Below are 23,235 nucleotides of genomic sequence, written 5' to 3'. Positions count from 1 at the left end.
ACTACAGTTGTTTAAAACAACTTTAATCGTTGCCCTATAAAGCATCAACACCCTATAACGCAACAATCAAAATCCGAGGAAAGTTAAATATTAATATCATTCAGTACAAGAGATATGCCAGAATGGATACGGCATACCTGGTAGCAGCGCAAATTATTTTTTGTCCCTCCTGTTTTTAAATAGGGGTACCTTGCTCTCATTACCGTTTATAAGACGGAAGATGTTCTTCTGATGAGTTAGTACTACCATCAGTGCAACAGCAATAGCAAATATGCGATAGAATACTTCTGGCTCGTTGAAGATATAGAGGATCAGGATAGGGAATGCGATACTGGCAGAAATAGAGCTCAGCGATACATACCTGGTCAGTGAAAGGCTCAGCAGAAATACGCCTACACAGCAGATAGCCACCAGTGGCTGGATGGCCAGCACCAGGCCAAACAGGGTAGCAATACCTTTACCACCACGGAAATTTGCCCAGATAGGAAAAATGTGACCTATTACAGCCGCAAGTCCCAGACCAATCTGGAAGTTCACCAGCTGTGTTGTTACTTCCTGCAGATGCTCAGGATTCTGATAATAACCCACCAGGTAAGCCAGGCGCACGGCCATTACTCCTTTGAGCATATCCACCAACATCACAAAGGAACCTGCCTTTGGTCCTAATACGCGGAAAGTGTTGGTAGCACCGGCATTGCCGCTGCCATACTCCCGGATATCCATACCAAAAACTCCTTTACTTACCCATACCGCAGTAGGTACGGAGCCAATCAGATAAGCACAAAATAGTAACAATAATTCTGTCATACAACAAGTTAGGTTTTGCTAAGATAGTAAATTCGTTCGTTAAAATTAAGAAAACATTAAGAATTTCGTTAACACGAAAATTGTATAGTTTTCAGTGTAATATTAACTAATTTATCTAGAGCGGCCACAGCTATCTCGCTAATAATTTCATAGCCAGCCAATTATCTTTCTCCAGTTGGGTTTCCAACACCAGCGCATTTCTCCTGGCTGCTTCCAGGATCGCAGTCTCATCCTCCTTTAAAATACCGCTCAGCAGTAAAATACCATCCCTGACGAGTATACGGCGCATATCTTCCATATACTCAAGTAAAATATTTCTATTGATATTCGCAAGCACTACATTATAACTACTCCGGATACTCTTCAGACTGTCTGCCTGCCATACCTTTACCGGTAATGCATTGTTATTGACAATGTTCTCCTTCGTGTTTTCCACAGACCATGTGTCGATATCTATGGCATCTATCACAGCCGCTCCCATTTTATATGCCAGAATAGCCAGTATTCCAGTACCAGTGCCAAAGTCAAACACATTCTTTCCCACAAAATCTATTCCCTCCATTAGTTTGATAACAGAATAAGTAGTAGCATGATGACCTGTGCCAAATGACATCTTTGGAGTGATCAGAATTTCATGCTGCGGAGCCGGAACAAAAGGGGGATGAAAAGAAGCCCTGATGCCGCAGAAATTGTCTACAAGTACAGGTTGAAAATTACTCTCCCATACCGCATTCCAGTTTGTCTGTTCTATACGTTCGCGTGTATACGTCATACCAAAACCAGCCGTCAGCTCATTCGTTTCTTCTTCGTTAAAATCCTCTTCAGGAATATAAGCAACGAGAACATTACCGGGTTGTTCCTCAAACCCCTCAAAACCTTTTTCTGACAACACTGCTACCAAGATATCTTTCGTTTCATCGGTACAGGTCAGGGTAATTGCTATATGTGCCATAGCAGCAAATATAGAGAAACTAAATGCATCGTATGTAACGCATACGTGTGAGACCTGCACCCCTACCTGTTATTGTAATGTTAATAACTAATGTGGCAACTGACAAATGCATAAAGTTATTTTATTATATTTGCAATATCTTTAATTGAAAACCATATTTTATGAGAACCTTGTTTTTAACAGTGACGCTGCTGGTAACAGCCCTCGCCAGCAAGTCCCAGGACATCGTCAAGTTGTACCCGGATGATACCATGAAAGATTCAATCGTTTACAAAAATGGCACCAGTATCCTCGTTATCAATCGTGTAGATGTGGTAAACTACATGAAAGGAATGGACACCGTATTACAGAAGACCTGCTACAGCGATAACAGAGCCTTTCATAACGTACAGTTCAGCCATCTAACAGCGCAGGAAATTGAATCACACTTCACCAGCGCACTTGCTTTTCTGGGCGACTCCACACATACCAACCTGGAATACAGCACTGATAAGTTTGTGCAGTTCTGGACAGAAGGCGAGAACATTCTCCTCCCCTACATTGAGGATATGTTATCAAGTCTGCTGACAGACGGACGTATCAAAGTGATCGACAAAAGCACGCAAAAGTCTGTACCTCAGTACACTATTTTCTGGGAAGATATAGCGGGTCAGCCTTTCAAGATCTTTAAGTTACCTTCCGGTAAGATCATCTTCAGAGAAAGTAATCACTACATAGAGCAGTTCGCAGGAAGCGGCGCTGCCAGATAAATCACAATAGTAAATTCACCAACGGATAGATAGTCGATAGTCAACAGAAAAGGCCAGAGCGTTGCTCTGGCCTTTTCTGTTTGCAATGGCAGCGTCAATTTATATTTCTGAATACTCCGCCGGTTGCAGGAATATGATTTCTGCTTTAGACACATTATGACTGTACTCTGGCTTTGCCAGCAGCGTTTTCCATTGTGCATCACTACTGAAGGCCTTCCAGTGTTCATCCCTGGAAGCACGGTTATCAAAAGTGGTCATGTACATCAGATTCGGCATATGGCTACCGCTCAATACCTTGGCATAGAACACTGCATTAAAATCCAGTCTTTTGAAAATACTGATCTCATCTCCCTTATTGAACATATCTACCTTATTGCGGTATAATTTATCGGTCGGACTTTCATAACTACGCAATTCGTATATGCGTTCACTCTTAGGTCCTTTTAACCCTGGCAGTTCCATTTTAGTCATACCAGGAAATGCTTCCAGAATAATGGTTTCCTGGCGTGTATACGTCGGCTTGTCCCATGCAGCGTCAATGAAATCTTTTGCCGCAGTCTGATAAGCAGTATTTTCCAATAATGTTACCGGCAACTGTAATAACTGTTCTGGAGAATTGCCGGGAATAAAAACATACACTCTGCGGTCTGCAGTGGTATCATTCCCAACAGGTTTAAATACACCCACATGCGCAGCGCCGGCTTTGTGCAAAGCAGGTATCAGCGCGTCTTTCAGATAGTTGTCCATGCGCGTTTCCTGCTCAGCATCTTTCAGATGATAGATCAGGATGCTGTAAAATTCTTTCTTCGGAGGAGCATGGTGGGCGGCCTGTAACAGACATGGCAAGAGGAACAGGAGCATTCCCAGCGCAAGGCCATGATATACGTTTAACGAAATGCGTTTTGTTTTCACTGATGTGGAAATTTTAGTCATGAAATATAATACGAATTATCCGGCAGTAAGATACAATTTGTAGGAACGGTCAGACCGGGTGACAGCTTTCTCACAAATAAAATAGCCCTGAAATAAAACAGCCGCCCTGTAGTACAGGACGGCTGCTAAGTATATTGATCTGAATGATCTGTCTGAATTATGATTCTTCATCAAACATAGGCTCCTGCGGCTGATCAGGCGGAGGTGTAGGACGATTACGCTCGCCTCTGTCACCACCATCACGAGGGCCACGACGGTCACCGCGATCACCACCACGGTCGCCACGATCTCCACGGAAATCACCGCGTCCACCACGATCACCTCTGTCACCACGACCACCACGGTCGCCTCTGTCACCGCGATCTCCACGATCACCTCTGTCGCCACGTTCGCTACCTTCAGGTCTTTCTACATAACCTTCTGGTTTTGGCATCAGTATACGGCGGCTCAGTTTGAACTTACCAGTCTTAGGATCTGTACCTACCAGTTTCACTTTCACCTTTTCACCTTCAGACAGTACACCGTCCATTGTTTCCAGGCGTTTCCATGAAACTTCAGAGATATGTAACAGTCCCTGTTTACCAGGCAGGAATTCTACGAATGCACCGTAAGGCATTACTGACTTCACAGTTGATTCGTATACTTCGCCGATCTCAGGAACAGCAACGATACCTTTTATCCATTCGAGTGCCTTCATCAGGCCTTCTTTCTGTGCAGAGAAGATACTTACTTCACCGGTTTCACCAACTTCTTCAATGTTGATGGTAGTACCGGTTTCGCGTTGGATCTCCTGAATCACTTTACCACCAGGTCCGATCACAGCACCGATGAATTCGCGGTCGATGATCAGTTTTTCCATACGTGGTGCATGTGGTTTCGGCTCAGGACGTGGTGCTTCGAGACATGCATACATTGCATCAATGATATGCAGACGGCCATTACGTGCCTGTTCCAGGGCTTTACGCATTACGTCCATGCTCAGGCCATCCACTTTGATATCCATCTGGATACCGCAGATACCATCACGTGTACCGGTTACTTTAAAGTCCATATCACCCAGGTGGTCTTCGTCTCCCAGGATGTCTGTGAGTACCGCCCACTTTCCGTCAGAAGCACGGGAGATCAATCCCATTGCCACACCGGAAACGTGTTTAGGCAGAGGTACACCAGCATCCATCAGCGCCAGTGAACCGGCACATACGGTAGCCATGGAAGAGGAACCGTTGGATTCGAGGATATCGGATACTACACGCACGGTATAAGCGTATTCGCTGCCTGGCATCATCTGCTTCAGGGAGCGCATCGCCAGGTTACCATGACCTACTTCACGACGGCCGGGGCCACGCATAGGTTTTACCTCACCTGTAGAGAATGGAGGGAAGTTATAGTGCAGTATGAACTTTGAATATTTTGATACAGCAGCGCTTTCGATCAGCAGCTCATCATCAGGAGTACCCAGGGTCACAGTAGTGAGGGATTGGGTTTCTCCACGGGTGAACAGTGCAGAACCGTGCGGAGAAGGCAGTATATCTACTTCCATGTTCAGCGGACGTACCTGATCCAGGCTACGGCCATCCAGACGAACGGATTCGTCCAGGATCATGTTACGTATCACTTCCTTTTCCAGGCTGTGGAAGTATTTGCCTACCAGTGGAGCATCCTCTTCGGACAGCTCTCCCAGAGATTCTACCAGCTCTTCGCTGATCTTGTCGAATGCATCACTACGGTCGTGTTTCGCAGAAGCAGATTTTGCTACGGCGAGAATACGGTCTTTTGCAAAAGCAGCTACTTTCGCTTTCAGTTCCTCGTTTGCGTAAGGCAGGTCAAACGCACGTTTGCCGGTAACACCAGCTTTATCACGCAGTTCTTCCTGTGCCTTTACCTGTACCTTGATAGCATTGTGGGCCACTTCGATAGCCTTAATGATATCTTCCTCGCTGCACTCCTTGCTCTCACCTTCCACCATCATGATGTTCTTGTCAGTAGCACCGATGATGAAGTCCATGTCAGCTTTCTCTAAAGAAGCGCGGTTTGGATTTATAACTAATTGTCCCTCAATACGGGACACTCTTACTTCGGAAATAATTTCCTGGATGGGCACGTCAGAAACGGCCAGTGCAGCAGAAGCGGCCAGACAAGCCAGTGCATCCGGCATCACTTCCGGATCGGAAGAGATGAGACTCACCAGTACCTGTACCTCGCAGAAATAATCATCCGGGAAAAGGGGGCGCAAAGCGCGGTCGATCAAACGTGAAACTAAAACTTCGTAGTCAGACAGCTTTCCTTCGCGTTTAAAGAAGGAGCCTGGTATACGTCCTGCAGAAGCAAATTTTTCCTGATAATCAACTGTAAGGGGAAAGAAAGATTGTCCGGGTTTTGGAGTTTTAGCTGCAACGACGGTAGCCAACAGGATACAATTGCCCAGACGAACCGTTACTGCACCATCAGCCTGGCGGGCTAACTTGCCGGTTTCGATGGTTACGATCCGGCCATCTCCTATATCGAAATTAACTGAGATAGGTGTCAGATTCATAAAAATGAGAAGATTAAAATGGTATACCTAAAAAAAAACTATTCCCAACCTTATAAGTTGGGAATAGCGCTATAAAAAAGTTCTTATTACTTTCTGAGACCTAATTTCTCAAGCAGAGCGCGGTAGCCTGTGAGGTTGGTTTTAGACAGGTAGGAAAGCAGACGCTTTCTCTGGCCTACCATTTTCATCAAACCACGGTGTGTAGAAAAGTCTTTTTTGTTTTCTTTCAGGTGACTGGAGATGCTGTTGATACGCTCAGTCAGCAGGGCTATTTGCGCTTCTACAGAGCCGGTATTTTTTTCGCTTCCACCAAATTCTTTAAAAATATTGGCTTTCTTTTCAACAGTTAAGTAAGACATCTTGATAATTAAATAAAAAAATGATAAAGTTTATTTAGTCGCTATTTTTCCGGGGCAAAGGTAAATCAAATATTGTGAATTAACAATTTCACATAAATTTTACACAAAAGTCACACTGGCGTGATCTGTCACCTTGCCATTTTCAGTTCTCAGTACCCTGGACGGGAACTTCTGCAGTAAAATATAATCATGGGTAGCCATCACGATTGCGGCGCCTTCCTCGCGGCTGATCCTAAACAATAACTGCATAATACCGTCAGAGGTCTCGGGGTCCAGGTTACCCGTAGGCTCGTCCGCCAGGATCAGTTTCGGGGAATTCAGCATTGCCCGGGCTATATCCACACGCTGCTGCTCGCCACCACTCAGCTCATAAGGCATCTTGAACCCCTTGGTTTCCAATCCCACTTTCTCCAGCACATCTTTGATCTTCTCGTCCATTTTTTTAGTCTCCGTCCAGCCTGTCGCCTTCAGGGCAAATTTCAGATTGTCATATACGGTCCTGTCTGTCAGCAGCTGGAAATCCTGGAATACCACACCCAGGTTACGACGCAGGTAAGGCACCTTCTTCCAGTCCATCTTCTTCAGGTCAAACCCTACTACCTGACCGGCGCCTTCCTTCAACCGCAGATCCCCATAAAGGGTCTTCAACAGGCTGGATTTACCAGTTCCCGTCCTGCCAATCAGGTATACAAATTCTCCTTTGTTCACCGTAATATTCACGTCAGCAAGGATCAGGGAAGTTCCCTGGTAGATATTCACATTGGATAATTGTATAATAGGTTGTTCTGTCATTTTCCGCTGTATGGTTTTATAATAACAAAAATAGTTATTTATCGGCATAACCATCCGCTCGCGGTCGATCTGGTCTGGAATTTCTTTGAGATAGCATAGAGGTTCGGTCGAGGCTATATCCTATAGGCTCTCTAGTCCTACATTACAGGCACTATTCTATAGCGATCGCTATAGGAAGTGCCTATAATGCTATAGTAATGGGCCTATAGGATATAGCCTCCACCGAATCTCTACTGAATCTCTATCGGATATGTACCGGATACATTTTCCCCAGGAATAAATTACCCGCGCTACAAACAATATGACCCCTAAAGGGGTCGATCGACGGGGATCTGGTGCGTTTTAATCCCGGGGATAAACCCCTGCGCTACAAACAATATGCCCCCTAACGGGTCGATCGACGGGGATGTGCACATTTCATCCGGAGATAAATTCCCGCGCTGCAAACACACAACCGCGCACCCGACGAGTCGATTAACGTTTGTTGCTCCGGCCCAACCTTGTAGACGGCGAAGCATCGAATAAGCATCGAATAAGCGTCGAAGAAGCTACCTCAATTGACCCTTACCATAACTAAAAAAATAGTTTGTAAACTAAATTATTAGTTTTACCTTAGTTTCAGCAACTAAAATTTCACATTATGTCAGCTGTAAAAACATTGACCAAAGCGGAAGAACAGGTAATGCAGGCCCTGTGGACAACCGGGCCGGCATTCGTAAAAGACCTGATAGACATCCTTCCCGAACCCAAGCCCCACTATAATACCGTGTCGACATTAATAAAGATCCTGCAGGACAAAGGCTTTGTGGATTATAAGGCTTATGGTAAATCCTACCAATACTTTGCCCTGGTCAGCAAAGACGAATACAGCCGGAATACCATGCAAAACTTTGTAAAAGGGTACTTCTCCGGCTCATTCAAAGACATGGTGTCCTTCTTCGTGAAGGAGAAAGACCTCAGTGTCAACGAACTGGAACAACTACTGGAACAGATTAAGGACGCTAAAAAACAACAATCATGATTGCTTACCTTATCAAAATGCTGGTGTGCTCAGGCGTACTGTACGGCTATTATGTACTCGCCCTGAAAAATAATTCATTCCACCGCTGGAACAGAGGGTACCTGCTATTAGCTACCATCACATCCATACTCCTCCCCCTGCTGCAGTTTTCCTTTGCCAGCGCTGCTGCTCCTGCCTATACAGGGCCACTGGTAACTGTATACGCTTACATGACAAGCACCGCCCAAAAGGCCGGCGCTTCCAACTTCGCCTCCTGGATCCCGCCGGGCATCTACGCCCTGATAGCTTTATTACTGATCGTTAATATGTTACGGAACTGGCTGCTGATCAAACGGCTGACAAGACAGGGAAAACAGGTTAGTTTTGACAGCTATCTGCTGATCAATCATCCGCAGGTAAAATCTACCTTTTCTTTCTTCAGTGTTATTTTCTGGGGAGACGAGCTGACGCCCGATAGCGAGGAGGGTAAACAAGTACTCAGACATGAGCTGGAACACATACGGGGACGGCACACGGCAGACAAACTTTTCCTCCAGCTGGTTTGCGCTGTTTTCTGGTTCAACCCTTTCCTGCATCTTTTCAAAAGGGAACTGGCCATGGTGCATGAATTCCTGGCGGATAAAGCGGTAGCCGCAGAAAACGCTCCAGACGACTACGCAAGGACATTGTTACAGATGACGCTGCAGACCAAACGCATGCTGATCGCCAACAGTTTCACACAGGCGCCGGTTAAACGCCGTATCCTCATGTTATTTAGTCAGAAGGCGAATTACGCGCTTATGAAAAAGATCATCATATTCCCCGTTCTGGTATTTTTGGGTTTTATTATAGGCTGCCAGCAGGATCTGGACCTGCAATCGCCGGTGAAGCGCAGTACTGCATTGATCAATACGTCAGCATCCGCGGTAAATGCACCATCAGACGAAGTATTCTCTTTCGTAAGCGATCCTCCAAAATTTCCCGGTGGGGATAAAGAGCTGGCCAGGTTTCTTTCGCGTAGCATCCACTACCCGAAAAAAGCCCAGACGAATAATACCACTGGTACCGTATTGGTAAAATTTGTGGTCAACTCCGCCGGTAAGATCTCAGAGGTGACAACCGAAGGCAAGTTCCTTGGAAATGGTCTTGAAGAGGAATCTATGCGTGTGGTGGCCGCTATGCCCGATTGGATACCTGGCGAACAGGAAGGCAGAAAAGTAAGTGTAGAGTTCCACCTGCCTATCCGTTACGTATTGCAATAACACACCATTCTCACAACTAAAAAACAAAAAAGAGGCTGTTCCACTATATAAGCGAACAGCCTCTTTCTATTTAAATAAAGTAATATCTCAGATGTTAAATCAGTTATAGATAAACTCCCCATGAGTACTGCGCACAGTCACCTGCTTTGCAGCCGCTGGTTCTACCCTGCCCACGATCTGTGCGTCGATATTAAAGCTTTTGCTGATCCTGATAATATCCGCTGCAATCTCCTCAGGTACATACAGTTCCATGCGATGTCCCATATTGAATACCTGGTACATTTCCTTCCAGCCAGTACCCGATTGTTCCTGAATTAACTGGAACAAGGGAGGAACCGGGAACAGGTTATCCTTAATAACATGCAGATTATCGATGAAGTGCAACACTTTTGTCTGTGCACCACCACTGCAATGTACCAATCCGTGTATACGGGAACGGTAGGCCTCCAGGATCTGTTTGATCACCGGCGCATAAGTGCGGGTAGGTGACAGGACCAGTCTGCCGGCATCTATAGGACCAAAGCCTGGAATATCAATTTTATCGGTCAGTGCTTTCTTTCCGCTGAAGATCAAGTCGTAAGGAATACCGGGATCATAACTCTCAGGATACTTTTCAGCTACCTGTTTGTTGAACACATCATGACGGGCGGATGTCAGTCCATTGCTGCCCATACCTCCGTTGTAAAATTTCTCGTAAGATGCCTGTCCGTAAGAAGCCAGTCCTACGATCACGTCTCCGGCCTGTATGGTATGATTGGAGATCACTTCCGCTCTTTTCATGCGGCAGGTCACCGTGGAATCCACTATGATGGTGCGTACCAGGTCTCCCACATCAGCAGTTTCACCGCCGGTGGAGTAAATACTGATACCATGCCCTCGCAGCTCTTCCAGGATCTCTTCTGTGCCATTGATGATAGCCGCGATCACTTCTCCTGGTATCAGCTGTTTATTACGGCCGATAGTGGAAGACAACAGAATATTTTCAGTAGCGCCTACACAAAGCAGATCATCAATATTCATGATGATCGCATCCTGCGCAATGCCTCTCCATACATCCAGGTTGCCAGTTTCCTTCCAGTAGGTATATGCCAGTGAAGATTTCGTTCCGGCGCCATCGGCGTGCATAATATTGCAATATTCCTCCTGTCCGCCCAGGATATCGGGCACTATTTTACAGAAAGCTTTCGGAAACAGTCCCTTGTCAATATGCTTAATAGCGTTGTGCACATCCTCTTTTCCGGCTGAAACGCCGCGCTGCGCGTAGATATTCTGATCCACCAGATAATTTTAATAATGAACAATCTGCTGCAAAAGTAACTGATTAGCCACTTATCTGATATCTAAATGTTGTAATTTGCATAGGATTTTGATCGTTTAAGGCAATTTATGCGGATACACAGGGACCTCACCCATTTGCCAGCTTTGAGGCGGGCTGTAATAACAATTGGTACTTTTGACGGCGTTCACAGCGGTCACCGTTATATTATACAGCAATTGCAGGAAACTGCGGCGGCCTGTGACGGGGAAACCGTGATCATTACCTTTGATCCTCACCCACGGGAAGTACTGCAACCCGGCGGCGCACCTGTCAGGCTGCTCACTACCCTGGAAGAAAAGATCGAACTGCTGGCCAAACAAGGCATTGATCACCTGGTGATCGTTCCCTTTACCAAAGAGTTTTCAGAACTTTCTGCCCAGGCTTATCTGGAAGATTTCCTGATCAAAAAATTCAATCCGCATACGATCATTATCGGCTACGACCACCGTTTTGGCCATAACCGCGAAGGTGGGCTGGAACTACTGGAAGCAGAACAGAACCGGTATGGTTTTCAACTGGTGGAGATCCCCCAGCAGGTAGTCCATGACCTGGCCGTCAGCTCTACCAAGATCCGCAAAAGCCTGCAGGACGGGAACATACAGCTAGCCAATGAATTGTTGGGCTATCACTACTTCCTGGAAGGAAAAGTGATCCACGGCGATAAAATGGGCAGGCAGCTGGGCTATCCTACCGCCAATATTGAATTGCCAGACCCACGCAAACTCATCCCCGCACAGGGTATTTATGCTATAAAAGTCTACCTGGATAAACAACCCGTTCCGCTGAACGGCGTAATGAGCATAGGTACCCGTCCCACCTTCAATGGTGTAGACCTCCGCCTGGAGGCGCATATCTTCGATTTCGGCCAGGAAATTTATGACCGGATGCTGCGGGTGGAGATGATCAGTTATATCAGGGCTAACCAGAAATTTGACAATATTCAGGACCTGATCGACCAGATGGACAAAGACAGCCTTGCCGCGAAAAATGTGCTGATGTCCTGAAGATGTTGAACGGTGCAACAGTCACAGCCACCGTCGTTTATCAGTACATCAGCTTGTATACCAGTTCCTTCATCAGCTCTCCATCTTCTACACCACTGTCATTGATACCAATGCTGCGGAGGTTATAGGCATGCAGCAGCAAAATGGCCTTTTCCGTGCCCTCTACGCCGTATTGACGGGCAGCGTTGACATAATCCTTCACAAAGAAGGGATGTACGCCTAAAGCGGCTGCAATCTCCTTTTCTCCGCCTTTTACACCAAAGACCATGTTCATCTTGCTGAAGAAATTATACAATGCCGGCAGGACCATCTGTATAGGGCCTGCTTTGGGATTGGCAGCAAAGTAATGGATGATACGCATCACCTTGCTGATATCTTTCTGTCCAAGAGCATTCTGCAATTCAAACACATTGTATTCCTTGCTGATCCCTACATATTTCTCAATATCGTTCTCGTCTATCTTTTTATCAGCCGGCAGATTGACCAGCAGTTTGTCTATTTCATTGGCCATCCTGGACAGGTCATTACCGATATGATCTACCAGCAGGATACCCGCCTTCTGGGAAATGGCTCTTCCCAGGCCGCTTACGTAAGCTTCCACCCAGGCAGGTAGCTGATTGTCGTACATCTTCTTTGTACTCAGTAGTACTCCCTTCTCCTTGATCAGTTTAGCCAGTTTACTACGCCCGTCTATCTTACCCTGTTTATGAGCCACTACAAAAATGGTGGAACCCAGCGGATTATCGATATAAGCTTCCAGCTTCAGGATATCTTTCATAGACTGCGCCTCTTTCAATACCACTACCTGTCTTTCGGCAAACATGGGATAACGGCGGCAGGCATTGATGACCGTACTCCAATCTGTTTCCTTCCCATATAGAATGGTCAGGTTAAACCCCTTCTCCGCTTCGTCCAGCAGGTGGTGTTCCGCATAATTGCTGACCTGATCGATAAAAAAATCCTCCTCCCCTTCCAGCCAGTAAAGCGGTTTAAACTTCTTTTGCTTCCACTCTTTTATAATATCCTGATATTCCATGCTTTATTATTTTGAATACACCACGTCTTCCGTTTCCAGTAAGGGAATGCCCTTAAAACGCATCAGCAGTTGTCCAACGGCTACCACATCTTTCTGGCAATAATTGGCAATTCTTTCCAGATCCTTGTCCTGCCAGTAGACTTTTGCTACCATACTACCGTCAATATCATCTTTTGGTGTCGGAATGCCCATGACAGCTGTCATCAGTTTCAGGGAAGTATAGTTCTTAAAGTCTCCGAACCGCCATAACTGCATGGTATCCAACATCGGCAACTCCCAGGGTTTAAATCCATGGATCTGCAAAGGCAGGGGCAAAGATAGCTGATGAATAACAGATCGCCTGCAAATAAAAGGAATATCAAATTCTTTGATGTTGTGCCCCGCAAACTGGAAACGGGGAAATTTTATATGGAATTTATTTACCAATTCTAAAAAACTCGTTAATACAACTTTTTCATCATCATTATAAAATGATTTTATACGTAGTTGATAACGACCACTTTCCACGTGAAAAAACCCTACTGAAATACAGATGATTTTGCCGAATTCGGCGTAGATCCCGGCCCTGTCTGCATATGCTTCTGTAGGGTTCCCCGTTTCTGGCAAAGTTTTTGCAATTTTGTCCACCCAGAGCGATTGCATATTGTCAGGTAAAAAATCGAACGCCGCAACAGCCGGAGTTGTTTCAATATCCAACAGCAATAATTGATCTAAAGATATATTCGGTAACACTATTTTCTACGGTTTATATTTTTTTATAATAAAGTGCTTTTAACAATTACATTTGCATAACTAGTTTTAACCATATAACAATTAACTATAAAACACAAAAACGACTATGACTGAGAACACTTTTAACACGCCTGCGGCAGGATCCTCCGGACCTGAAAAGCCTAGAAGCCGTAATGGTCTGATATATGGTATATTGATTGCAGCATTGGCCGGTACTTGGATTTACATGTTGTATGACAAAAATAAAACTACCGATCAAATTGCTCAACAGGCTACACAGATCGATTCTATCTCCACTTCAAGAGATGCTTTACAGCAGGAATACAATGCCGCAAATGCGCGTCTGGATGACCTGATCTCCCAGAACAGCCGCATGGATAGCCTGGTAAAAACAAAAGATAAGGAAATTGCCGATATGAAAGCGAGGATCCAGGGTATCCTCTCCAACAAAAACGCTACTCAGAAAGAACTGGCTGAAGCCCGTCGTCTGATCGAAACACTGAAGGGTAACATTGAAAACTATACGGAAACTATCGAACGCCTCGAAGGTGAAAAGATCGTACTGACAGGTGAGCGTGACAACGCCCGCAAAGAAAGGGATGAAGTAAGTACCCAGAGAGATAGTCTGAACAAGAAAGTAAACCTGGGTTCTGTATTACATGCATCCAACATTCATCTGCAGCCTATCAACATTAAAAAGAATGGTAAGGAAGTAGAAACGACCAAGGCTAAACGCGCAGACATGATGCGTGTAAGCTTCGATCTGGATGAAAACAGGATCGCTCCAACCGGTGATAAAGAATTGTACGTTGCTATCACTTCTCCTGACGGCTCTCCACTGGCAGTAGAAGCGCTGGGTTCCGGCAGATTCACACTGGAAGATGGTACTGAAAAATTATACACTGCCAAGAAAACAGTGAACTACGCTACCGGTCAGAAACAAACCGTAAGCATGGACTGGAAACAGAATTCAGATTTCAAACCAGGCGATTATGCTGTTGAGATCTACCATGATGGTTACAAGATCGGTTCAGGCAAGGTGACACTGAAAAAAGGCGGACTGTTCTAATAGTCTTCACCTGATTACATAAGAAATCCCGGATATTTACCCGCCAAGGCAGGTAGATATCCGGGATTTTTTATGTATTTTAAGCAAACACGACCATATTTTTAGGTTTCAGAATTTGTTAACAATTAGTTATTGGGCAATTATCATATATAAAATTATAATTAATTAGTGTTTATTTGCATTCGATTGTACCATGTGAAACCGGGGATTACATCAGCTGTGTTTTATGTTACCCCCCTCGAATACTAGGAAGATTAAGTTTGCAAAATCAGGTATATATGGTGGAAACCGTTAAACAGGTGTATGTTGTTGACGACGATGAAATATTCCATTTCATCCTGAAAAAAATGTTAGAACAGAATGGGGAAAATCTCGAAGTGACCTCATTCCTCTGTGCAGAGGATGCATTGGAAGAATTACAGCATTCCAAAGGACATCCCTTACCATCACTGATCATCCTGGACATGAACATGCAACGGATGAACGGCTGGGATTTTATAGAAGCCTACCGTGGTATTAAATGCAACCTGACCCAGCAGATCCCTATCATTATGTGCTCCTCCTCCATTGATATGCGCGACATACAGAAAGTGAAACGTACGCCGGAACTGAAGGCCTACATCACAAAGCCTCTGGATCCTGAGAAAATGCAGCAGATCAAAGACTACCTCTAAAAAAAACCAGGAATCAGGCATTAAGAACAATTTATTCTTAATACCCAACTCCTGATCCTTCAAAACACTAATCTTTATAAACACAGCTCATCCGGAGCTGCCTGTTGCTTAGGAAATCGCTACTTTCTCCCCATACATCTCTTCTCTCAGCGCTTTTACCCTGTCATCTGCCAGATACTCATCAAAGCTCATCAGCCTGTCAATAATACCTCTTGGCGTTATTTCGATAATACGGTTCGCTACTGACTGCATGAATGCGTGGTCATGTGTGGTGAAAAGTACAACACCCTTGAAGTTCATCATGCTTTCGTTGAACGACTGGATAGATTCCAGGTCCAGGTGGTTGGTAGGCTCATCAAGTACCACCACGTTAGGGTCCTGCAGCATCATACGGCTGGTCATACAACGTACTTTCTCACCTCCACTTAATACGCTGGTCTTTTTCATGATCTCATCGCCGCTGAACAGCATTTTACCCAGGAAGCCACGCAGGAATGGCTCATCCACATCTGTTACATGCGGCGGTACGAACTGGCGTAACCAATCCATCAGGTTCAGGGATTGATCAGTAAAGAATTTAGCGTTATCGTTTGGCAGATAAGCGGACGTAACAGTCGTTCCCCACTCAAATTTACCGCCATCAGCAGCCTGTTCGCCGTTGATAATCTCGAAGAAAGTGGTCAGCGCCACGTGCTCTTTAGACAGGAAAGCGATCTTATCACCTTTATTCACCGTGAAAGTTACATTGCGGAACAGGGTATTACCTTCGACTGATTTCTCCAGTTTTTCCACATTCAGGATCTGATTACCGACTTCACGCTGCTGCTTGAAGATGATACCAGGATATTTACGGTTGGAAGGCTGGATATCTTCGATAACCAGTTTTTCCAGGGCTTTTTTACGGGAGGTAGCCTGTTTACTCTTGGAAGCGTTGGCACTGAATCGGGCAATGAAGTCCATCAGGTCCTTACGTTTATCTTCCATTTTCTTGTTCTTATCGGCTATCTGGCGGGCCATCAACTGGGAAGACTCGTACCAGAAGGTATAGTTACCGGAGAAGATCTGGATCTTGGCGCGGTCCACGTCAGCCACATGGGTACAAACAGCATCCAGGAAGTGACGGTCGTGGGATACTACGATCACAATGTTCTCATAATCAGCCAGGAAGTTTTCCAACCAGCCGATGGTTTCTACGTCCAGGTGGTTGGTAGGCTCATCCAGCAGCAGAATATCAGGGGTGCCGAACAGGGCCTGCGCCAGGAGCACACGCACCTTCAGGTTACCACTCAGCTCCTTCATCTGTACCCCATGCAGATCTTCCTTTACGCCCAGATCGCCCAGCAGTACGCCGGCATCACTTTCTGCGGTATAACCGCCCATCTCGCCATATTCTGCTTCCAGCTCGCCGGCACGCATACCGTCTTCTTCTGTAAAATCAGCTTTGGCATAGATCTGATCTCTCTCATGCGCTATCTCCCACAGCTTTTTATTCCCCATCAGTACGGTGTTCAGTACGGTTACTTCGTCAAATTCGAAGTGGTTCTGCTTCAGAACACTCATACGTTCACCGGGTGTGATTTCGACAGTGCCCTTAGTTGGGTCAATCTCACCTGATAATATCTTAAGAAACGTGGATTTACCGGCGCCATTGGCACCGATTACACCATAACAGTTACCTTTGGTGAAATTGAGGTTAACTTCATCAAACAACACCCTTTTTCCGAAAGAAAGCGATACGTTTTTAACACTGATCATGCTGGCTAAAGAAATTTAAGGCGCAAAGTTACTAAATGTTCCTGGTTTTACAGTTATGGTTTTAAACTGACGGCCGGGGCCATAATTTCAGGAGTTTGTTTATCCGTCCCCCTGTTTCGGGGGAAATCTGACTACGGGACAACCAATCACCTTCTTACTGCTTACAGCTATTGAAAAAGTAATAGCTGTCGTGATGTATCTTTACGCCCTATCCGTGAATGTTATACGCAATCTAACTTTATTAAACTCCTTACTATATGACCAGGTACGACGAGATTTTTGAGAACAACAGAATGTGGATGGCTTCCAAAACAGCCTCAGACAAGGAATTCTTTGAAAAGCTGGCAGTGGAACAGAACCCGGACTACCTTTACATTGGCTGCAGCGATAGCCGCGTGCCTACCAATGAGATCATGGGACTGGATGCAGGCGAAGTATTTGTGCACCGTAACATCGCTAACCTGGTGAACAACGTGGACCTGAGTGTCATGTCTGTCATCAATTATGCCGTGCGGCACCTGAGCGTAAAACATATCATCGTTTGCGGTCATTATAACTGCGGTGGCGTGAAAGCAGCGATGCAGCCTGCCGACCTCGGACTGCTCAACCCCTGGTTGCGTAATATCCGCGACGTATACCGTTTACACCGTCAGGAACTGGATGCTATTGAAGATGATCACGCCCGTTACAACCGTCTCGTGGAGCTGAATGTACAGGAACAATGCGTGAATGTTATCAAAACCGCTGCTGTACAGCAATCATATGTTGAAAGAGGCTATCCTACCGTACATGGCTGGGTATACGACCTCAATACCGGCAGGCTCATTGACCTGAAGATCGACTTTGAAGGTATCCTGCATAATATCCAGGAAATTTATGACCTGACTGGTCAGGGCTTAATGAAAAAAAAGGATGACAAATGACAGGACCTATTGGTGTGTTTGATTCCGGTTATGGCGGATTGACGGTGTTGAAAGAGATCATTGCCACTCTTCCGCAGTACGACTATATCTACCTGGGTGATAATGCACGTGCTCCTTATGGTAACCGCGGCTTTGATGTTATACACACTTATACGCTTCAATGTGTGCAGCACTTGTTCGATATGGGCTGTCCGCTGGTAATACTGGCCTGCAATACTGCTTCTGCACGGGCGCTCCGCACTATTCAGCAGAAAGACCTGCCGCGTATTGCTCCAGACCGTCGTGTACTTGGCGTGATCCGTCCTACTACTGAAATGGTGGGTACGCTCACGCAGAACGGTGAAGTAGGTATCCTGGCCACCAATGGCACCGTTGCATCCCAATCATACCCGATTGAGATCAACAAGTTCTTCCCACATGTGAGAGTGCATCAGCTGGCCTGTCCGATGTGGGTACCGATTGTTGAAAATGGCGAAGCAAATAGTGAAGGAGCTGATTACTTTGTCAAAAAATATCTTAATCAGATACTGACAGACGCACCTGAAATAGATACGTTGGTATTGGCTTGTACCCACTACCCTATTCTGACTAAAAAGATCCGGCAATTCCTTCCCGGAGGCATCACGCTGCTGTCCCAGGGAAAGATCGTTGCGCATAGTCTCAAAGACTATCTGCATCGTCATGCTGAGATGGAAGTCCAGCTGAGTAAGAATGGTACGCGGAAATATTTCACTACGGATGATCCGGTGATATTTGAAAAACAGACAGAGATATTTCTGGGAGAAACAGTGAAGACGGAGTTTATCAATCCTTAGTTACATAAACCAAAGCAAGTAATAAAAAAGCCCATAGATCGTGATGACCTATGGGCTTTTAAATATCTACACCAGACTACTTCCCTTCGAGATCCAGCAGGAATGCATATTGCAATGCAATATCCTCCAGGCTCTTGAAACGGCCGGAAGCACCACCGTGCCCTGCTTCCATATTGGTATGCAGCAGCAGCGTATGATTGTCTGTTTTTAATTCACGCAGCTTGGCTACCCACTTAGCGGGTTCCCAATATTGCACCTGTGAGTCATGCAGGCCTGTTGTGACAAGCATATTAGGATATGCCTGCGCCTTTACATTATCGTAAGGAGAATAAGCCTTCATATAGTCGTAGTATTCCTTCTTCTTAGGATTGCCCCATTCGTCAAACTCACCGGTAGTGAGAGGAATACTTTCATCGAGCATTGTTGTCACTACATCTACAAATGGTACAGCTGCAATAACACCATGCCAGAGCGTAGGACGCATATTAATAACAGCGCCCATCAGCAGCCCACCGGCACTGCCTCCCATTGCGTAGAGGTGTGTGCTGTCAGTGTAATGCGCTTTTACAAGATAGTCAGCACAATCAATGAAGTCGGTGAAAGTATTCATCTTCTTGAACAGCTTACCATCTTCATACCATTGCCTGCCCATTTCCTCACCACCTCTGATATGCGCGATAGCATAAGCAAAACCTCTGTCCAGCAAACTGAGACGGTTACTGCTGAAAGACGGTTCTATACTATGACCATAAGAACCATAGCCATAGAGTAACAGCGGCCCTTTGCCATTTTTCTCGAATCCTTTTTTGTATACGATAGATACCGGCACTTTCACACCATCCCTGGCAGTAACATACAGGCGCTCTGTGACATAATCCTTCGGATCATATCCTCCCAATACTTCCTGTCGTTTACGCAGCTCATTCTTTTTAGTATCCATGTCGTAATCGTAAGTAGATACCGGCGTTGTCATGGAAGTATATGAATAACGCAGCGTCTTCGTATCAAACTCAGGATTGACAGAGATAGAAGCAACGTAGGCAGGTTCTTCGAATTTCAGGTAATGATCTTCCTTTGTACGTGAGTTGATCACACGTAACTGTGTAAGACCATTCTTACGTTCACTCAGCACCATATGATCGCGAAACAGCTCAATGCCCTGTAGCAATACATCTGCACGATGAGGTATTACCTCTTTCCAGTTACTGCTGGCGGTTTTATCCAAAGGACATTCCATGAGACGGAAGTTCACAGCCTCCCAGTTGGTAACGATATAAAACTTATCATCCTGATGATCGATATCATAGAGATGGTCGCGCCTGCGCGGTTCAAAAACACGGAATGCGCCATCAGGTTTTGCAGCATCCAGTATACGGTATTCGGAAGATACCGTACTGTGACTTTGTATCATGATGAACTTACCCGATTTTGAACGGCCTACACCAATGGAGAAGGTCTCATCCTTCTCATTGAACACCTCTTTATCTGTGCGTACGTCCGTATTGGTTACATGCCGCAGAATGCGTTCCTCTCTCAGTGTAACCGGGTTCTTCACTGTATAAAAGAAAGTCTTGTTATCGCTTGCCCAGGCTGCGCTGCCGGATGTTTCTTTAATCGCCTCAGGCAATACTTCTCCCGTCTTCAGGTTCTTGACATAGATCGTGTACTGACGGCGGCTTACTGTATCAACACCATAGGCCAGCCATTGTGCATCGGGGCTTACAGACATGCCTCCTACCTGGTAGTAGTCATGTCCGGCAGCCAGTACGTTCACATCCAGTATCACTTCCTCTGTACCTTCCAGACTGCCCTTTTTGCGGCAGTATACCGGGTATTCCTTGCCCTGGGTAAAACGGGTATAATAGTAATAACCATCTTTCAGGTAAGGCACGCTGGCATCCGTTTCCATAATGCGGCCTCTCATCTCTTCATACAGCTTCTTCCTCTTATTCACAGAAGACTCCATCATGGTATCCAGGTAGGCATTCTCTGCTTTCAGATACGCGATGACTTTGGGATCATTACGGTCATTCATCCAGTAGTATTTGTCTATCCTGGTATCACCGTGTATGGTCATTGCTGTATCTATCTGTTCCGCTACCGGTGGCTTTATTGTTTTGACTTCGGCTGACATACTTTTTTTATTTTCCTTACAGGCAAACAGGCCCATGCCTGACAACATTATGGTAAATGCAGCGGCTTTCCTCATAGGTGACAAATTGAGGCTACGAATGTAATACTAATACTGTTACACAATCTTCATTTTTTGGGCATCCCAATGGATCACTTTTTTATTGAAGTAACTTTCATTGGTAACCAATGCAGGACCTGCTGCGCGGAGCCCAAAAGAGGCATCTTCCACCACAGGTTTGCCTGTACGCATGGCATCAAAAAAGTTGATAAAGTGGTCCAGGCGGGCGTCATATCCCCTCGGAGCAGCATAGGCACTTTCTGAGCGTTGTGCCGGCTTGCGTGTTTCCTCCGGATATTTTGCATTATACTGCTTCACATAAGCTTCCTGGGTAGCCTTTGTAAAGGTGTTATAGGTATCCCAACCACCATAACCAGGTGCTGAGGAAAGTTTATGTTTCTTTATTTTGAAATCGTCCCATCCCAGTTCCAGTACGCCGTCGGTACCGATAAAGCGGGTAAATTCACCACCACCGCCACCATCAGCGAAGTTTACACGTAACGTGACCTGGAAGGCAGGGTGCGCTTTTGTTTCCGGATAATCAAAGATCGCCACGACAACGTCCGGAACATCACGCCCATCTTTCCATTGTACCAGGTTACCACTGGCAAAGATGCGCTCAGGGCCCAGGGAACCGGTGATAAAGTGCAGTCCGGAGATGAGGTGGACGAACAGATCACCGGGTACACCGGTACCATATGCCCGGTAGTTGCGCCAGCGGAAGAAGCGTGTAGGATCAAAGGGTACTTTGGCCGTATCCTTGAGGAAAGTGTCAAAGTCGACGGTAGCAGGGGAAGCATCCGGCGGAATGGAATACTGCCAGGCGCCCAGGGCATCATGACGGTCTATCCTGGCCTCTACCATGTTCAGCTGGCCTATTTCTCCGGCCTCATAACGCTTCTTTGCTTCTGCCAGGGCAATACTACTTACACGTTGGCTACCCACCTGAAAAATGGCCTTTGTGCGCTGCTGGGTGGCAATGACCTTATGCCCTTCTTCAATCTGCTGTACCATAGGTTTTTCACAGTATACCGCCTTTCCTTTTTCCATGGCATCAATAGAGATAGTATCATGCCAGTGGTCAGGTGTAGCTATGATCACAGCGTCTATGTCCTTCCTGTTCAGCAGCTCGCGGTAGTCGCGGGTAGTAAAGATGTCTTTACCATATACCTCTTTGACTTTTGCAAGATGCCCATCATACAGGTCGGCAGCGGCTACAAATTCTACACCGGGTGCTTTCAGCGCAGTCTCTAAATCGCCGAAGCCCATAATGCCCATACCGATACAACCGATACGGATCTTATCGTTGGCAGCAATGCGGGTGTTGGGTTGAAGGATGTGGACCTGTTCTTTTCCTATAGCGGCCAATGAACCGGCGCCCAACAGGGCGGCTGTACCTCCGAGGTTACGGAGGAATTTTCTCCTGGAGTTGTCTGTCATAACGTAAAATTTGTGTGCAAACGGGTTTTAACTCCAAACAATATACAAAAAAAATCCCCCTCGTTTCAGCGAGGGGGATCATAGTATTCACCAAATACAATACTGACAATAACTATTTTTCGTAGCTGAGACCAGCGGCAATGTATTCGCGGTTCAGACGTGCAATATTTGTCAGAGAAATTTCTTTCGGGCATTCTGCTTCGCAGGCGCCGGTGTTGGTACAGCTACCAAAACCTTCCTTATCCATCTGCGCGATCATATTCAATGCCCTTGTCTTCTTTTCAGGCTGTCCCTGTGGCAGCAATGCCAGCTGGGATACTTTCGCTGAAACGAAGAGCATAGCAGAAGAGTTTTTACAAGCTGCTACGCAGGCGCCGCAACCGATACATGCCGCTGCTGCGAATGCTGCATCTGCTTTATCTTTTGGTACCAGGATGTTGTTCGCATCCTGCGCATTACCTGTATTTACAGAAACATAACCACCCGCTTCAATGATACGGTCAAACGCACCTCTGTCAACGGTCAGGTCTTTTACTACAGGGAAAGAACCTGCTCTCCATGGCTCAACAGTAACGGTATCACCATCTTTGAAAGCGCGCATGTGTAGCTGGCAAGTGGTAGTACCCGCCCAAGGACCGTGCGCACGGCCGTTGATATGCATGGAACATGCACCACAGATACCTTCACGACAGTCATGGTCAAACGCTATCGGCTCTTTGCCTTCATTGATCAGGCGCTCATTCAGCACGTCAAACATTTCCAGGAATGACATTTCAGAAGAAATGCCGCTTACCGGATAAGTTTCAAATTTTCCCTGTGCGTCTGTGTTTTTCTGCCTCCACACTTTAAGTGTGAGATTCATAGTATAATGTTCCATATCTATTGGACTAT

The 23,235-nt window shown here is 45.9% G+C and carries 21 protein-coding genes; 8 read left to right on the top strand and 13 right to left on the bottom strand.

The window, feature by feature from the left end:
* Positions 1-153 precede the first annotated feature (153 nt).
* On the bottom strand, positions 154-807 hold the full coding sequence (gene plsY, locus CLV42_RS11555) for a glycerol-3-phosphate 1-O-acyltransferase PlsY (protein WP_089835016.1): 654 nt from the start codon (positions 805-807) through the stop codon (positions 154-156).
* Positions 808-937: 130 nt separating this feature from the next.
* Positions 938-1,759, bottom strand: coding sequence for a 50S ribosomal protein L11 methyltransferase (prmA, locus tag CLV42_RS11550; protein WP_106602075.1), 822 nt, complete (start codon positions 1,757-1,759; stop codon positions 938-940).
* A gap of 161 nt (positions 1,760-1,920) precedes the next feature.
* Here prmA and CLV42_RS11545 point away from each other — a divergent pair, with 161 nt between their 5' ends.
* Positions 1,921-2,508 (top strand): hypothetical protein, encoded by a 588-nt coding sequence (locus CLV42_RS11545; protein WP_106602074.1) that lies wholly within the window; start codon positions 1,921-1,923, stop codon positions 2,506-2,508.
* A gap of 99 nt (positions 2,509-2,607) precedes the next feature.
* Here the strand turns inward: CLV42_RS11545 and CLV42_RS11540 are convergent, their stop codons facing one another.
* From CLV42_RS11540 to CLV42_RS11525, 4 genes are all read right to left on the bottom strand, one after another.
* On the bottom strand, positions 2,608-3,420 hold the full coding sequence (locus CLV42_RS11540; protein ID WP_106602475.1) for an NIPSNAP family protein: 813 nt from the start codon (positions 3,418-3,420) through the stop codon (positions 2,608-2,610).
* 178 nt (positions 3,421-3,598) lie between these two features.
* A complete protein-coding gene (locus CLV42_RS11535) occupies positions 3,599-5,974 on the bottom strand; it encodes a polyribonucleotide nucleotidyltransferase (protein ID WP_106602073.1) in 2,376 nt (791 codons plus the stop codon).
* An 86-nt stretch (positions 5,975-6,060) separates the two neighbouring features.
* A complete protein-coding gene (gene rpsO / locus CLV42_RS11530) occupies positions 6,061-6,333 on the bottom strand; it encodes a 30S ribosomal protein S15 (RefSeq protein WP_012794085.1) in 273 nt (90 codons plus the stop codon).
* A 99-nt stretch (positions 6,334-6,432) separates the two neighbouring features.
* Positions 6,433-7,125, bottom strand: a complete 693-nt coding sequence (locus CLV42_RS11525; protein WP_106602072.1) for a cell division ATP-binding protein FtsE — start codon at positions 7,123-7,125, stop codon at positions 6,433-6,435.
* A 640-nt stretch (positions 7,126-7,765) separates the two neighbouring features.
* Here CLV42_RS11525 and CLV42_RS11520 point away from each other — a divergent pair.
* Both CLV42_RS11520 and CLV42_RS11515 read left to right on the top strand, forming a co-directional pair.
* Positions 7,766-8,146 carry a BlaI/MecI/CopY family transcriptional regulator gene (locus CLV42_RS11520; protein WP_106602071.1) on the top strand — a complete coding sequence of 127 codons (381 nt, stop codon included), beginning with the start codon at positions 7,766-7,768 and terminating at the stop codon, positions 8,144-8,146.
* Positions 8,143-9,387 (top strand): M56 family metallopeptidase, encoded by a 1,245-nt coding sequence (locus CLV42_RS11515; protein ID WP_106602070.1) that lies wholly within the window; start codon positions 8,143-8,145, stop codon positions 9,385-9,387. Before CLV42_RS11520 ends, CLV42_RS11515 begins: the two co-directional genes overlap by 4 nt.
* A gap of 99 nt (positions 9,388-9,486) precedes the next feature.
* Here the strand turns inward: CLV42_RS11515 and CLV42_RS11510 are convergent, their stop codons facing one another.
* Positions 9,487-10,665 (bottom strand): AIR synthase related protein, encoded by a 1,179-nt coding sequence (locus CLV42_RS11510; protein WP_106602069.1) that lies wholly within the window; start codon positions 10,663-10,665, stop codon positions 9,487-9,489.
* 108 nt (positions 10,666-10,773) lie between these two features.
* Here CLV42_RS11510 and CLV42_RS11505 point away from each other — a divergent pair, with 108 nt between their 5' ends.
* Positions 10,774-11,709, top strand: a complete 936-nt coding sequence (locus tag CLV42_RS11505; protein WP_106602068.1) for a bifunctional riboflavin kinase/FAD synthetase — start codon at positions 10,774-10,776, stop codon at positions 11,707-11,709.
* Between the two features lie 40 nt (positions 11,710-11,749).
* On the opposite strand, the gene holA is transcribed toward CLV42_RS11505, so the two are convergent.
* Positions 11,750-12,745, bottom strand: a complete 996-nt coding sequence (gene holA / locus CLV42_RS11500; RefSeq protein ID WP_106602067.1) for a DNA polymerase III subunit delta — start codon at positions 12,743-12,745, stop codon at positions 11,750-11,752.
* Between the two features lie 6 nt (positions 12,746-12,751).
* Positions 12,752-13,387: a ribonuclease H-like domain-containing protein gene (locus CLV42_RS11495; RefSeq protein WP_245901620.1), complete on the bottom strand. Its 636-nt coding sequence runs from the start codon at positions 13,385-13,387 to the stop codon at positions 12,752-12,754.
* A gap of 196 nt (positions 13,388-13,583) precedes the next feature.
* On the opposite strand from CLV42_RS11495, the gene CLV42_RS11490 reads away from it, so the two are divergent.
* Together CLV42_RS11490 and CLV42_RS11485 are read left to right on the top strand one after the other, a co-directional pair.
* Positions 13,584-14,546, top strand: a complete 963-nt coding sequence (locus CLV42_RS11490) for a coiled-coil domain-containing protein (RefSeq protein WP_106602065.1) — start codon at positions 13,584-13,586, stop codon at positions 14,544-14,546.
* Between the two features lie 278 nt (positions 14,547-14,824).
* Positions 14,825-15,220 carry a response regulator gene (locus CLV42_RS11485; RefSeq protein WP_106602064.1) on the top strand — a complete coding sequence of 132 codons (396 nt, stop codon included), beginning with the start codon at positions 14,825-14,827 and terminating at the stop codon, positions 15,218-15,220.
* A 108-nt stretch (positions 15,221-15,328) separates the two neighbouring features.
* On the opposite strand, the gene CLV42_RS11480 is transcribed toward CLV42_RS11485, so the two are convergent.
* Positions 15,329-16,975, bottom strand: coding sequence for an ABC-F family ATP-binding cassette domain-containing protein (locus CLV42_RS11480; RefSeq protein ID WP_106602063.1), 1,647 nt, complete (start codon positions 16,973-16,975; stop codon positions 15,329-15,331).
* A 257-nt stretch (positions 16,976-17,232) separates the two neighbouring features.
* Between CLV42_RS11480 and CLV42_RS11475 the strand changes: the two genes are divergently transcribed.
* Positions 17,233-17,898 carry a carbonic anhydrase gene (locus CLV42_RS11475; protein WP_106602062.1) on the top strand — a complete coding sequence of 222 codons (666 nt, stop codon included), beginning with the start codon at positions 17,233-17,235 and terminating at the stop codon, positions 17,896-17,898.
* Complete coding sequence (gene murI / locus CLV42_RS11470) at positions 17,895-18,713, top strand: glutamate racemase (RefSeq protein WP_106602061.1); 819 nt, start codon at positions 17,895-17,897, stop codon at positions 18,711-18,713. Before CLV42_RS11475 ends, murI begins: the two co-directional genes overlap by 4 nt.
* 76 nt (positions 18,714-18,789) lie before the next feature.
* Here the strand turns inward: murI and CLV42_RS11465 are convergent, their stop codons facing one another.
* From CLV42_RS11465 to CLV42_RS11455, 3 genes are all read right to left on the bottom strand, one after another.
* Complete coding sequence (locus CLV42_RS11465) at positions 18,790-20,847, bottom strand: S9 family peptidase (protein WP_245901618.1); 2,058 nt, start codon at positions 20,845-20,847, stop codon at positions 18,790-18,792.
* A 114-nt stretch (positions 20,848-20,961) separates the two neighbouring features.
* Positions 20,962-22,344: a Gfo/Idh/MocA family protein gene (locus CLV42_RS11460; protein ID WP_106602059.1), complete on the bottom strand. Its 1,383-nt coding sequence runs from the start codon at positions 22,342-22,344 to the stop codon at positions 20,962-20,964.
* 112 nt (positions 22,345-22,456) lie between these two features.
* Positions 22,457-23,221 (bottom strand): succinate dehydrogenase/fumarate reductase iron-sulfur subunit, encoded by a 765-nt coding sequence (locus tag CLV42_RS11455; protein WP_106602058.1) that lies wholly within the window; start codon positions 23,219-23,221, stop codon positions 22,457-22,459.
* Between the last annotated feature and the right edge of the window lie 14 nt (positions 23,222-23,235).

Source organism: Chitinophaga ginsengisoli (assembly GCF_003014595.1).
GTDB classification, from domain to species: domain Bacteria; phylum Bacteroidota; class Bacteroidia; order Chitinophagales; family Chitinophagaceae; genus Chitinophaga; species Chitinophaga ginsengisoli.
This window is presented reverse-complemented; position numbering and strand designations above follow the sequence as displayed.

Bases quoted from the DNA above. Each gene is read 5' to 3' on its own strand.
- plsY (WP_089835016.1), bottom strand. From the start codon at position 807: ATGACAGAATTATTGTTACTATTTTGTGCTTATCTGATTGGCTCCGTA.
- prmA (WP_106602075.1), bottom strand. From the start codon at position 1,759: ATGGCACATATAGCAATTACCCTGACCTGTACCGATGAAACGAAAGAT.
- CLV42_RS11545 (WP_106602074.1), top strand. From the start codon at position 1,921: ATGAGAACCTTGTTTTTAACAGTGACGCTGCTGGTAACAGCCCTCGCC.
- CLV42_RS11535 (WP_106602073.1), bottom strand. From the start codon at position 5,974: ATGAATCTGACACCTATCTCAGTTAATTTCGATATAGGAGATGGCCGG.
- rpsO (WP_012794085.1), bottom strand. From the start codon at position 6,333: ATGTCTTACTTAACTGTTGAAAAGAAAGCCAATATTTTTAAAGAATTT.
- CLV42_RS11525 (WP_106602072.1), bottom strand. From the start codon at position 7,125: ATGACAGAACAACCTATTATACAATTATCCAATGTGAATATCTACCAG.
- CLV42_RS11520 (WP_106602071.1), top strand. From the start codon at position 7,766: ATGTCAGCTGTAAAAACATTGACCAAAGCGGAAGAACAGGTAATGCAG.
- CLV42_RS11515 (WP_106602070.1), top strand. From the start codon at position 8,143: ATGATTGCTTACCTTATCAAAATGCTGGTGTGCTCAGGCGTACTGTAC.
- CLV42_RS11505 (WP_106602068.1), top strand. From the start codon at position 10,774: ATGCGGATACACAGGGACCTCACCCATTTGCCAGCTTTGAGGCGGGCT.
- holA (WP_106602067.1), bottom strand. From the start codon at position 12,745: ATGGAATATCAGGATATTATAAAAGAGTGGAAGCAAAAGAAGTTTAAA.
- CLV42_RS11495 (WP_245901620.1), bottom strand. From the start codon at position 13,387: ATGCAATCGCTCTGGGTGGACAAAATTGCAAAAACTTTGCCAGAAACG.
- CLV42_RS11490 (WP_106602065.1), top strand. From the start codon at position 13,584: ATGACTGAGAACACTTTTAACACGCCTGCGGCAGGATCCTCCGGACCT.
- CLV42_RS11485 (WP_106602064.1), top strand. From the start codon at position 14,825: ATGGTGGAAACCGTTAAACAGGTGTATGTTGTTGACGACGATGAAATA.
- CLV42_RS11480 (WP_106602063.1), bottom strand. From the start codon at position 16,975: ATGATCAGTGTTAAAAACGTATCGCTTTCTTTCGGAAAAAGGGTGTTG.
- CLV42_RS11475 (WP_106602062.1), top strand. From the start codon at position 17,233: ATGACCAGGTACGACGAGATTTTTGAGAACAACAGAATGTGGATGGCT.
- murI (WP_106602061.1), top strand. From the start codon at position 17,895: ATGACAGGACCTATTGGTGTGTTTGATTCCGGTTATGGCGGATTGACG.
- CLV42_RS11465 (WP_245901618.1), bottom strand. From the start codon at position 20,847: ATGTCAGCCGAAGTCAAAACAATAAAGCCACCGGTAGCGGAACAGATA.
- CLV42_RS11460 (WP_106602059.1), bottom strand. From the start codon at position 22,344: ATGACAGACAACTCCAGGAGAAAATTCCTCCGTAACCTCGGAGGTACA.
- CLV42_RS11455 (WP_106602058.1), bottom strand. From the start codon at position 23,221: ATGGAACATTATACTATGAATCTCACACTTAAAGTGTGGAGGCAGAAA.